The 11,981-nt window shown below is 64.7% G+C and carries 12 protein-coding genes; 3 read left to right on the top strand and 9 right to left on the bottom strand.

The features are described from left to right. Positions 1-38: 38 nt before the first annotated feature. Positions 39-1,115: an LLM class flavin-dependent oxidoreductase gene (locus QM841_RS27080; RefSeq protein ID WP_283334457.1), complete on the bottom strand. Its 1,077-nt coding sequence runs from the start codon at positions 1,113-1,115 to the stop codon at positions 39-41. 137 nt (positions 1,116-1,252) lie between these two features. On the opposite strand from QM841_RS27080, the gene QM841_RS27085 reads away from it, so the two are divergent. From QM841_RS27085 to QM841_RS27095, 3 genes are all read left to right on the top strand, one after another. After that, on the top strand, positions 1,253-2,464 hold the full coding sequence (locus QM841_RS27085; RefSeq protein ID WP_283334458.1) for an acyl-CoA dehydrogenase family protein: 1,212 nt from the start codon (positions 1,253-1,255) through the stop codon (positions 2,462-2,464). Between the two features lie 93 nt (positions 2,465-2,557). Further along, on the top strand, positions 2,558-3,214 hold the full coding sequence (locus tag QM841_RS27090) for a TetR/AcrR family transcriptional regulator (protein ID WP_283334459.1): 657 nt from the start codon (positions 2,558-2,560) through the stop codon (positions 3,212-3,214). A gap of 94 nt (positions 3,215-3,308) precedes the next feature. Next, on the top strand, positions 3,309-4,415 hold the full coding sequence (locus QM841_RS27095) for a CaiB/BaiF CoA transferase family protein (RefSeq protein WP_283334460.1): 1,107 nt from the start codon (positions 3,309-3,311) through the stop codon (positions 4,413-4,415). A 93-nt stretch (positions 4,416-4,508) separates the two neighbouring features. On the opposite strand, the gene QM841_RS27100 is transcribed toward QM841_RS27095, so the two are convergent. The 8 genes from QM841_RS27100 to QM841_RS27135 all read right to left on the bottom strand — a co-directional run bounded on the left by QM841_RS27100 (position 4,509) and on the right by QM841_RS27135 (position 11,949). Then, the gene (locus QM841_RS27100; RefSeq protein WP_283334461.1) at positions 4,509-5,552 is read right to left on the bottom strand and encodes an acyl-CoA dehydrogenase family protein; all 1,044 of its coding nucleotides are present in this window, start codon (positions 5,550-5,552) and stop codon (positions 4,509-4,511) included. Next, positions 5,549-6,700, bottom strand: a complete 1,152-nt coding sequence (locus QM841_RS27105) for an acyl-CoA dehydrogenase family protein (RefSeq protein ID WP_283334462.1) — start codon at positions 6,698-6,700, stop codon at positions 5,549-5,551. The genes QM841_RS27100 and QM841_RS27105 overlap by 4 nt, the downstream gene beginning before the upstream one ends. A 31-nt stretch (positions 6,701-6,731) precedes the next feature. Next, positions 6,732-7,523: an enoyl-CoA hydratase/isomerase family protein gene (locus tag QM841_RS27110; RefSeq protein ID WP_283334463.1), complete on the bottom strand. Its 792-nt coding sequence runs from the start codon at positions 7,521-7,523 to the stop codon at positions 6,732-6,734. A gap of 5 nt (positions 7,524-7,528) precedes the next feature. Beyond that, positions 7,529-8,311 carry an enoyl-CoA hydratase/isomerase family protein gene (locus QM841_RS27115; protein WP_283334464.1) on the bottom strand — a complete coding sequence of 261 codons (783 nt, stop codon included), beginning with the start codon at positions 8,309-8,311 and terminating at the stop codon, positions 7,529-7,531. Between the two features lie 9 nt (positions 8,312-8,320). Further along, positions 8,321-9,085 (bottom strand): SDR family NAD(P)-dependent oxidoreductase, encoded by a 765-nt coding sequence (locus QM841_RS27120; protein WP_283334465.1) that lies wholly within the window; start codon positions 9,083-9,085, stop codon positions 8,321-8,323. 60 nt (positions 9,086-9,145) lie between these two features. Continuing rightward, positions 9,146-10,276: a thiolase family protein gene (locus QM841_RS27125; protein WP_283334466.1), complete on the bottom strand. Its 1,131-nt coding sequence runs from the start codon at positions 10,274-10,276 to the stop codon at positions 9,146-9,148. 94 nt (positions 10,277-10,370) lie between these two features. Next, positions 10,371-11,126, bottom strand: coding sequence for an SDR family NAD(P)-dependent oxidoreductase (locus QM841_RS27130; protein ID WP_283334467.1), 756 nt, complete (start codon positions 11,124-11,126; stop codon positions 10,371-10,373). A gap of 37 nt (positions 11,127-11,163) precedes the next feature. Continuing rightward, positions 11,164-11,949, bottom strand: coding sequence for a crotonase/enoyl-CoA hydratase family protein (locus QM841_RS27135; protein ID WP_283334468.1), 786 nt, complete (start codon positions 11,947-11,949; stop codon positions 11,164-11,166). Positions 11,950-11,981 lie beyond the last annotated feature (32 nt).

Raw genomic sequence — 11,981 nt, forward strand, 5'->3', positions numbered from 1 at the left:
GAGTTTGCAAGCCATCGGGATCGGGGAGTCTCTCCTCGTCAGGAGGCGCGCAGGCGCGGCAGAACCTCGTTCACCAACAGCTTGTACGAATGCGCCACTTCGGGAGTCCGCGTGTAGGGCATCACCAGAGTCATGCGGGCCAGGCCCAGGTCCATGAATTCGCCGAGCCGGTCGACGCAGGTGTCGACGCTACCGACGATGGCGAATTGGTCGACGAATTCGTCGGTAACCACCCGGGCCTGGGGTGCCTGCTCGCCGTGCCGGTTCATGTCGTACACCTCGGCGATCTTCAGCATGATCTGCGCCTGAGCGTCAGTTGCCGGACCGATTACCTTGTTGTTCATCACCGAGAACCGGGCCATGGTCGCCACCGTGGGCTTGACGATTTCACGCGCAATTCGGATGTCCTCCTGTGGCATCGCAATCACGACGCATCCCACTCCGACTTCCTTTCCGGTGTCGGCAGCCGCAGTTCTCGCGAGATCGACACCCCAGGTGACGCGGTTGATGTCCGCTGCCAGCCCGAGGACGACGGTCTCCGCGACTCGGGCGGATGAAGCGATCGCTTTGGGGCCGGTCGAGAACGATTCGATCGGAACCTTGGGGACGTCGTAGTCGGCCAACCACTTCAGGCTGCTTCCCGCCGGACCCGATTCGATGGCCAGATCACGAAAGCCGATTCTGGCGTCGACGAGCATCGAACCGGCGTCCTCCATCGACACCATCTCGCCGCGCAGATAGGTTTGCAACACCTCCAAATAATGCTCGAAGCGTGCGATCGGCATGGGTGAAGCACCGACGTAGGCCAGCGCGGAGTCTCCCCTACCGATACCCAGTACGGCACGCCCGTTCGAGATGACCTGCAGAGACGCCGCGGCCGCAGCAGTCACCGAAGGGTGACGCGTGATCGGGTTGGTGACACCCGTCGCCAACGTGATTCGACTGGTTGCCTGCGCGCAGGTGGCAAGGTAGGTCCACACCTCGGGGTACATTGCCTGCGAATCGACCATGACCGCGCCGTCCCAGCCATCGGCCTCGAGTCGTGCGGCTTCGGTCGCGGCCTCGCGTGGATCCCTCGAGGTGAAATTGGTCCAGAACTCCGTGCGTTTCGTCATGTGTTGGTCCTTGTCTCGCGCGTCATCGCGCGGCACCATTCCGGTCGCCCGTTGCGGCGGCGGCTCTTGCTGCCGGCATCGGTAGCTACTAACGTACACTAAATTGCTTGTCAACTAACTAAGAAACGGGGCATCTCATGAGCCGTTCACTTGTCGATCCACGACCCAGCATTCCGCGTGCGTATCACACCGACGAGCGCCAGGCCATCCAGAAAATGGCTCGCGATTTCGCCATGCAGGAGGTCCTCCCGATCGCAAACGAGCTGGATCCCGTGCACGGCCTGATCCCCGACTCTCTACGCGCAAAGATGGGCGATCTCGGTTTTTTCGGAATCTTGATTCCGGAAGAGAACGGTGGCCTCGGTCTCGGTGTATTCGAATACGCGCTGATCACCGAGGAGCTGGCCCGTGCGTGGATGAGCGTTGCAAGCATCATCACCCGCTCCGGTATCGCCGCGATACTCGACCCTTCCCAGCGCGCCGAAGTTCTGCCCCGAGCCGCCCGCGGTGAGTGGCTCGGCGCGTTCGCGATGAGTGAGCCCGGCGCGGGATCCGATATCGCCTCCATCCGTACCCGTGCGGACAAGGTCGACGGCGGGTGGTTGATCAACGGACAGAAGATGTGGTGCACGTTCGCCGACCAGTCCGACGGTATTGTCGTCGTGGCACGGACGGAACCGTACGACGCTGCTCATCGGCACAAGGGAATTCGCCGTTTCATCACGTACAAGAATCGCGGCGAATTCCCTGCCGGATGCACGGGAACACCGGTGCGGAAGATCGGCTATCACGGGTGGCAGACGTTCGAGCTCTCGTTCGACGACTGTTTCGTTCCGGAGGATGCCCTGCTCGGGTACGAGCAGGACCCGAGCAAGCCCGACCAAGGCTTTGCGAGGGTAGCTGCGGGAATGTTGACACCGCGGATCCATACCGCCGCACGCTCCATCGGCCTCGCGCGCGGTGCCCTCGAGGACTCGATCAAGTACGTGCAGGAACGCGAACAGTTCGGTCACGCCATCGGCGATTTCCAGGCGACCCGTTTCAAGATCGCCACCATGGCCACAGAGATTGAGCTCTGTCGCGCACTGATGTATGAGGTGGCAGCCGATGTCGACGCCGGCGAGGCGTCCGATGCGCGGGCCGCGATGCTGAAGTACGCCGCCGCCGAGATGTCCGAACGCGTGACCTCCGAGGCCCTGCAGATTCACGGCGGTGCCGGCTACACGACGGACTTCCCGATCGAACGCTACTGGCGGGACGCTCGCCTCACCAAGATCTTCGAAGGTACCTCCGAAATCATGCAGCGTCTTGTTTCCGATCGGTTGTTGCCGCCCACACCTTTTCGATAGCGCAGAGCGCTATTGCACGGCTACCGAGCAGAAGACGTCACCGCGTTTCACGGGGGTAGAACAAAATTGGTTGCTGAACTAGTATCTTTAGCTATGAGAGCCCAGCAGACGCTCAACGGCCACCAGGTCCGCTCGGAACGCTCCACCCGCCTCCTCCTCCGCGCCGCGGGAGAGCTTGTCGCCGACGGCGGCTACCAGTCGATGACATTGGCTACCGTCGGCGAGCGGGCGGGTTACAGCCGTAGCCTCGCGACCGCTCGCTTCGGATCGAAGGCCAAGCTCCTCGAGGCGTTGGTCGAAGAGATCGTAGTGCGCTGGGATGTAGAGACTGTCGAGCCGGAGGTGCACGACCTCACGGGTCTGGACACGTTGCGGGTCATGCTGACCGAGATCAAGAACGCCTACCAGAAGAGTCCGCGGTCGCTGGCCACTCTTTATGCCCTGATCTTCGAGGCGGTGGGGCCGGTCCCCGAATTGCGCGAGCGATTCATCGACTTTCATCGAAACCAGCGGTCTCGGATCGCCGCCTACATCAAGAACGGGTTGCACGACGGTTCCATCCGCAAAGGCATCGACCCCGATGAACAGGCCGCGATGATCGTCGCGCAACTGCGCGGGGTGGGCTACCTGTGGAAGCTGGAGACAGCTGGAATCGATTCCGGTGCCGTGCTCACCACCTTCATCGATCAGGTGATGAGCAATCTCGCCGCAGAGCCGGCCGGCGGCGGACCGGAGCGCCGCCCGGCCTGACTATCTGATCGCATCGCATTTGCACACATCGGACTCAATACGCATACGAACGACCTGCGACGTGTTTTCGTCTGCGGGCGGAATGAGGCATCCCATGACAGGACCGCTGGTAGGAATCCGAGTGGTCGAGCTGGCCAGCATCGGCCCAGGCCCGCACGCTGGAATGATCCTTGCCGATCTGGGTGCCGACGTGGTCCGGGTGGAGCGTCCCGACGCGCCGTTCGGGCTGGGCACAAACGGTCGCAACGAGCAGTTGCGCGGTCGGCGGATCGTTACCGCCGACCTCAAATCGGCTACCGATCGCGCGACCGTCCTCGAGTTGGTGCAGCACTCGGACATACTGATCGAGGGATATCGCCCCGGTGTAGCCGAACGTCTCGGTCTCGGACCCGACGCCTGCCTCGAGGTGAACCCCCGCCTCGTATACGGCCGGATGACCGGGTGGGGGCAGAGCGGGCCGCTGGCGCAGGCGGCCGGGCACGACATCAATTATCTCTCGATCGCCGGCATCCTCAACAGCGTCGGCCGCACCGGCGAACGACCGGTGCCGCCGCTCAACCTCATCGGCGACTACGGTGGCGGCTCCATGTTTCTTTTGGTCGGTGTTCTGGCGGCGTTGTGGGAGCGCGAGAGATCCGGGTCGGGCCAAGTCATCGACGCCGCCATGATCGACGGGGCCAGCAGCCTCGCGCACATGCTGTGGTCGATGTACGGCGGTGGCGCATGGAACGCCGAACGCGGCACCAACTTCTTGGACGGCGGGGCACCCTTCTACGACACCTACGAATGCGCCGACGGCGGCTACATGGCGGTGGGGGCGGTGGAACCTCAGTTCTACCAGCGGCTGCTGGAAACCGTTGGCTTGGAGGGAGAGGACCTTCCGGACCAGCACGACCGATCCGGGTGGCCTGCGATACGCGAGCGACTCACCACGGCCTTCGGCGCCCGGCCACGCCAGCACTGGATCGACGCCTTCGCTTCGATCGATGCATGTGTGACACCCGTGCTTTCCTTCGACGAGGCCGCTCGTCACGATCACATGGTTCAGCGCGGCATCGTGCAGGAATTGAACGGCATCGTTCAGCCCGTCGCCGCCCCCCGATTCTCACGAACCGAACCGGGTGCTCCCCGGCCCATGCCGACCCACGCCATCGATGCGGCGACCGTGCTCGAGGATTGGAGCCAGGCGAACGCCACCTGAGCGTTCCCTGCCCGAATACAGAACCTCCGCTCCGGGATCGGAGCGGAGGTTCTGTTTCGTCACGACGGGTTCACCCGACGCGCACAGCGATCATTATTTTCCAGCGAGCAATGGCCAGAGACCGGCTGCGCCGGCGTCCAGCGCGCGGGCTCCCACTTCTTCGGCTCGCCGGCGTGCGCCCCCGAATTCGTCTCGCCAACTCCAGATCCGGGTGGTGCACAACCGGAGATCGTGCTCCTCGGTGAACCCGATCGCTCCATGAACCTGGTGTGCGATTTTCGCAACGGTGCCCGCGGCTTCTCCCGTGGAAACCTGCGCCGCGGCGACCTCGAACTGCCACGATGGCTCCTTCTCGTCCAGCGCCATCGCCGAGAATTTGGAGACCGTCTTGCAGAGCATGACCTCGCCGGCCATCCTCGCAATCTGGTGTTGCACGGATTGGAAGGCACCCAGGGGCCGCCCGAACTGTGTTCGCTCCGAGGCGTACGCCAGCGACATCCGAAGTGCCCTGCGGGACGCTCCTGAGGACATCGCCATACGACCCACGGCGCCACGTGCGACGAAGAGCTCCTCGGTCACATCGGAGTCTTCAGGAACGGAATGGACGCTGCTCGCCGGGAGTGACACACGGCGCATCGTCACCCGGTCGCGCGGCTCCCCCGCCACGTTGGTGCCGGCCTCGATCTCGAAGTCGTTGCGGCCGAGGAGCACTACGTGTCGCCCCGCCAAGACCACCAGGTGTTCTGCGATCCGAGCCCACGGAACTCGGGTCAGCTCGCCGTCGATCGTCCACGCGCCGGATTCCTCCGCCAGAGTTACGCCGGATCCTGCGACCGCAGCAGTCATCGGGCCGGCCGGGATCTCGGCACGACAGGAGGCGAGAAGCCATGCCCCCTGCAGCGCGGTCTCCACGAAGGGGACCTCGGCGCAATACTCTCCGAGGACCTCCAGGACAGCGGCGGCAGCGGAGACGTCACCCCCCGAGCCGCCCTCCTCCTCGTCGATCGACAACAGGGTGATGCCGATCTGATCGAGTGCCGACCACAGTGCGGCGTTCCAGTTCGTATCCGCCGACGACGGATGCCGGACACACGCGTCCTCGACCGCCTCCGTCAGTGCCTCGATGATCTCACTCATGACACATTCACCGCTTTCGCTACGACCCCGCGCAGAATTTCGTTCGTACCGCCGCGCAGAGTGAATCCGGGACTGTGCAGCAACGCCTCCGCGAGCATCCGCGGCAATCGGCTCAACGCGGCCGGGTCCGGCTCGATGCCAACCATCATCCGCACACTGTCGATGAGGTCCCCCTCGAGGGTGGTCCCGAGGTCTTTGACCATGGCCGCGGCGACCGCCGGATCGTCCCCTTGCTCGAGTCGCCCGGCGACCGCGAGTGACATCTGTCGGAGGGCCCACAGACGCGAGATCAGCTCCCCCAAGCGAACGCGATCCACCGTCTCCCCTTGCCGATTCGACTCGCGGAGAGCCTCGACGAGGAGTGGGAACGTCGACAGGATGCGCTCGGGACCGCTTCGCTCGAAGGCGAGCTCACTGGTTACTTGCTTCCACCCCGCCCCCGGCTCGCCCAGGACGCGCGAATCCGGCACGAAGGTGTCGTGGAAGACGACCTCGTTGAAGTGATGCTCTCCGGTCAGCAGCTTGATCGGTCGCACTTCGACGCTCGGATCAGGGAGCTCAACGATGACCTGTGTCAGCCCCGCGTGGCGCTTCTCGCCGAGCGGCTCGGTGCGGATCAACGCGATCATCGCGTGCGCATGATGCGCTCCACTGGTCCAGATCTTCGTGCCTGAGACCTTCCAGCCACCATCCACTCGGGCTCCGCGGGTCCGCACCGAGGCAAGATCCGACCCGGTGTCCGGCTCGCTCATGCCGATCGCGAAATAGCACTCGCCCCGCGCGATGACGGGCAGGAACGCCTGTCGTTGCTCCTCGGACCCGAATGACAGGAGAGCCTGCCCCGACTGACGGTCCGCGATCCAGTGCGCAGCGACCGGTGCACCTGCCGCCAGCAGTTCCTCGGTGACGACGAAACGAGCCAGCGCGCCCTGGGCAGACCCGCCGTACTTGGCCGGAAAGGCCATCCCGATCCAACCCTGCTCGGCGAGCCGGCGGCTGAAACCCGGGTCCCAGCCGGCGAGCCACTGGTCGCTGTGTGGGGTGATTCGACCCGACGAGGTTTCGTCGGCTAGAAATGCGCGTACTCGGTGCCGCAACTCGACGAGCCGCTCGGGCTCTCTTACGGCGGCAAGGTTCAGGAACTCCATCGGTACCCTTCCAGGGCGTGGCGGGTGTCGCTCACCGCACGGACCATCGGCCCGTATAGCTCGGTGGGTCGGATCTGTCGAGGAACGACCGAAACGCGGCAGGTGCGTCGTCGGTGGCAAAATTGACCGCCTGTGCAGCGGCCTCGTTCCGAATCGCGGCGGGTAGGTCGATCCCGACGCCCTCGTTGAGCAGGCTCTTGGTCTGCGCCATGGCGATCGGAGGCAGTGCTGCCAGCTGTCCAGCGAGGTCGGCGACGAAGCCGTCCAATTCTTCGGGCGGGCGAACCCAGGTCACCATTCCCAGGCGGTATGCCTCGTCGACGTCGATCACCTCGGCGAGCATCGCAAGGCGCTTCGCCTGCTGCAACCCGACGATTCGCGGGAGCAGCCAGGATCCACCGAAGTCGAGGGAGAGCCCCCGCTTCACGAAGATCTGACTGAACCGCGCCCTGCTGGATGCGACGACGAGATCGCAGGCCAACGCCATGTTGGCCCCGGCACCGGCTGCCACCCCGTCCACCTTGGCGATAACGGGCATTGGCAATTCGAACAGCGACGATGCTACGTCGCCGATACGGCGCAGCCGCGGGATCGGATGCTCCTGATGTTTGCTCTTGGCGACATCTGCGCCCGCACAGAAGGCGTCGCCCGAGCCTTGCAGGACCACGACACGCGTGTCCGGGTCGTTGCGAATTTCCCGCAGCATCTCGCTGAGCGTGTGCCACATCTCGGTATCGATCGCGTTCTTGCGTTCGGGCCGGTTCAGCGTGATGGTTGTGACGCCGTCGGATGCGTCGAGTGTTACCGGTTCCGTTGTGTTCATCGGAATCATCTGCCTTCGAACGTGGGGGTGCGCCGCTCGGCGAACGCGGCGCGCGCCTCGGCAGAGTCCCTCGTCCCGTGCACGACGGCCAGGTGGGAGGAAATCAGATCGAGCGCGGTCCGCAGATCGGAATGGACGGATTGCTGGGCGGCTCGTTTGATCATCGCGATGTTGATCGGTGGTTGTGCGGCGAGTCTGTCCGCGAAGCGCCGATAACCGTCGGTGAACTCGTCGTCGGGATGAACGGCGTTTGCCAGACCGATTCGCAAGGCCTCGGCCGCGTCCACGAAGTCGCCGGTCCACAACAGTTCGAGCGCTTTGGACATGCCGACCAGGCGCGGCAGGTAGTAGCACCCGCCGTCGCCTGGTACGAGTCCGACGCGGATGTATGCCTCCGACAGCCGGGCCGACTCCGCGAGGATACGAATATCGCACATGAGTGCCATATCCAGCCCGGCTCCCACCGCGGCACCGTTCACGGCAGCGATGAGAGGCTTGGTCAGATCGTCCGCGGCGCGGGCGACCAGGTGGACTCCTTCGGTCAGCATGGTCTTTAAGGCCATCGGTTCGGCACCGACGGCGTCGAGCACCGACAGGTCGATACCTGAGCAGAATGCTCCCCCGGCGCCGGTGACCACGACGACCCGTACATCCGGATCCGTGCGCGCCGACCGGAGCGCAGCCGCCCAGGCGTCGATCATCTCGAGTGTGAAGGCGTTCTTCGCGTGGGGGCGATTGAGCAGAATCGTCCCCACGCCGCCTTCGACGGTGTACTCCAAGTCAGCCATGTGCGATGCCTAGCGCGGTGCCATGCGGAGAGCACCGTCGAGGCGGATCGTCTCGCCGTTGAGGTAACCGTTCTCCAGAATGCTCAGAGCCAGGTGAGCGTACTCTTCGGGCAACCCGAGCCGGGACGGATTGGGAACGCTGGCCGCCAGTCCGTCACGGATGTCCTCGCGCAGCCGACCCAGCAGCGGCGTGTCCACGATGCCGGGGGCGATGGTGCACACGCGAATGTTCTTGCTGGCGAGATCGCGTGCACCGGTGATCGTCATGCCGACGACTCCTGCCTTCGCTGCGGAGTAGTTGATCTGACCGATCTGGCCTTCGAAGGCCGCGACGGACGCCGTCATGATGATCGCGCCGCGCTCGCCGTCGATCGCCTCGTGCTTGGCCATCCGTGCGGCCGCCAGACGGAGCGCGTTGAAGCTGCCGATCAGGTTGAGCTTGATGACGAACTCGTAGTCGGCGAGGGACCCAGGGTTGCCCTCCTTGTCCAGGATTCGGACCCGGCGACCACTGCCGGCGCAGTGCACCAGTCCGCGGAGCGGCCCCAGAGTCTCGGCTGCATCCAGTGCATCGCCGAACGAGACCTCGTCGGTTACGTCTCCAGCTGCGAAAAGAGCGTTGTCACCGAGTTCCTTTGCCAGCGTTTCGCCGTCCGAATTGGGGAGGTCGATGAGTGCCACCTTTGCGCCGCCGTCGAGCAGTCGCTTCGCAGTGGCGAGCCCGAGGCCGGACGCTCCGCCCGTTATAGCGAAAACGGATCCGTTTACCTGCATTGTTCTTCTCCTTGTTCTTCGAAATCTTTGGGGCTCAACGAACGTGGGTGGGTTCGTTGACTAGAGCAGCTCGAGGATCGTCGCGTTGGCCAGGCCGCCGGCCTCACACATGGTCTGGAGACCATATCGAATACCGTTGTCTCGCATGTGATTCATGAGGCGGGTCATCAGGATGGCACCGGATCCTCCGAGCGGGTGCCCGACGGCGATGGCTCCGCCGAGAGGATTGAGCCGATCTTCCTTCGCTCCGGTCTCGGCCAGCCACGCCAGCGGGACCGACGCGAACGCCTCGTTGACTTCGAACACACCGATCTCGTCGATCGACAGTCCGGACTTCTTCAGTGCCAGTTCCGTCGCCCGGATCGGGGCTGTCAGCATGATCACGGGATCGTCACCTGCCACGACCGCGGTGTGAATACGCGCGATCGGTGTGAGGCCGTTGCTGCCGGCAACCTCCGACGACGTCAGGAGCAGGGCGCCGGCGCCGTCCGAAATCTGTGAGGCGTTTCCCGCCGAGATCACTCCGTCCTCCTTGAAGGGGGTCGGCAGGGTGGCGAGCTTCTCGAGTGTCCCGCCCCGGCGAATGCCCTCGTCCGCGTCGAGGCCGCCGAGCGGTACCAGCTGTGAGGCGAATGCCCCCGCGTCGGTTGCCTCGGCCGCCAGCCGGTGTGACCGCAGCGAGTACTCGTCGAGCGCTGCGCGGGACATTCCCCAGCGCTCCGCGATCATCTCGGCACCGATGCCCTGGTTGAAGCCCTGGACACCGTAGCGCTCCAGCAGAGTGGTGGGCGCCGGCTGACCGTCCTGGGCGGCACTTCCCATCGGCACTCGGGTCATCGATTCGACCCCGCCGGCCACGGCGAAGTCGTAGAAGCCGGCGATGATTCCAGCAGCCGCGAAGCTGACGGCCTGCTGGCTTGATCCGCACGCACGGTTGACGGATGTCGCCGGGACGGTCTCGGGCCAGCCCGCGGTGAGCACCGCGTTTCGGCCGACGTTGCTCGCCTGCTCGGACACCTGGCTCACACAGCCCCACACAACGTCGTCGACGATTTTCGGGTCGATGTTGTTGCGCTCGGTCAGTGCTTGCAGGACCGTTGCGGAGATGACCGCGGGGTGGATGTCCGCCAACGCTCCCTTCCGCTTGCCGATAGGTGTACGGACGGCATCAACGATTACCGCATCTCGCATGGTCACTCCCAAGAATTATTGTCTGTTAGCCAACAACTATTTTGCCCTAATGGAACTCGGCCATTACCTCGACGCAAGACGTCGAGGCCGAACGTCACTGCTTTGCAGTCTCGCCGCCGTCGATTACGTAGACGGCGCCGGACACGAACTTCGAACTCTCCGACGCGAGATAGCAGACCAGGGGTCCGATCTCGTCGGGCTCGGCCATACGACGCGCCGGGATCTTACGCACTCTCTTCGCCAGAACGTCCGGGTTGCCGGTGACATACGACTGCGCTTCGGTGGCGAAGGCGCCGGGAGCAATGGCGTTGACCTGGATGTCGTGCCGAGCCCATTCGGCGGCGAGGGCCTTCGTCATCTGGATAGCGGCACCCTTCGACGCCGAATACGCGGCGAGTGTGGCCTTGCCGAGAATTCCCGATGTCGAGACCACGTTGATGATCCGGCCACCAGAACCCGAGTCGACGAAATGGCGCGCGGCGGCCTGCGAGAGGACGGCCAACGATGTCACGTTGACCTCCATGACCTCATCGAAGACCGACATATCCATCTCGAGAAAGTCAGCTGCGGGCGCGATGCCTGCGTTGTTGACGACCGCGTCGAGACGCCCCAGCCGCTCGACCGCGATCTTCGCGAGACCGGCCACTTGTTCCCGGTCGCGCATATCGCACACCTGCGGCTCGATCTTGCCGGCGAATTGCTCCGCCGCCAACTCGTTCAAGCTCGCCTCTGTCCTCGCCACGGCGAGCACATACGCGCCCTCGGCCGCCAATGTCCGGGCCGCAGCCCGGCCCAGCCCCTTGCTCGCCCCGGTCACAATGACCCCACGGCCTGTCAGGTCCAAATCCATATCTTCGTCCTCTCTGATTCGCACGTACCGCCGCGTGTCATGCGCCTGTCCACACCGGTACACGCTTCTCAGTGAAGGCACGCGCACCCTCGATGGCGTCTGCCGACGACCGCACGGGCGCGGTCAGCTCGGATTGCCGTGCGAACGCTTCGGCTGCTGGCCAGCTCGGGCTGTCTTGGATGATCTGCTTGGTCGCCGCGACCGCCAGCGGACCGCAGGCGGCAATCTCCGTTGCGAGTTCGAGCGCGGCGGCCACCGCCGTGCCGGGCTCGACGATCCTGTTGACCAGGCCGCGCTCGGCGGCCTCGCGTGCCGACATATTTTTGCCGGTGAGTGCCAACTCCATCGCCAATGGATAGGGCAGCCGCCCGGGCAGCCGCAGCAGGCCGCCTCCGGCGGCGACGAGGCCCCGCTTCACCTCGGGCAAAGCGAAGAACGCACTTTCCGCGGCGATGATCATGTCGCAGGCCAGAACGATTTCGAAGCCACCCGCGACCGCGGGACCGTCGACCGCGGCGATGAGGGGCTTGCGTGGGGGCTCCTGTACTAGTCCCGCAAATCCTCGCCTCGGTGTGATCGGCCGCTCCCCGCGCAGAAACCCTTTCAGGTCCATGCCCGCGCAGAAAGTCGGCCCGTTCGCCGCCAGGACGGCAACCGTGAGGTCGCGGCGCTCGTCGAACTCGGTGAGCGCCGCGTCGATCGCGGTGGCCATCTCGAGGTTGACCGCATTGCGCGCAGCGGGCCGATTCAACGTAATGATGCGCACGCCGCGGTCGTCGGAGACGAGCACCGGCTCCTCTGCGGCGGTGTCGATGGAGGTCATGGTCAGCTTCCTGGTAGTCGTGGGGCGGCGTC

Origin of the sequence: Rhodococcus sp. IEGM 1307 (genome assembly GCF_030056915.1) — a bacterium.
In the GTDB taxonomy this organism is placed as follows: Bacteria; Actinomycetota; Actinomycetes; order Mycobacteriales; family Mycobacteriaceae; genus Rhodococcus_F; species Rhodococcus_F opacus_D.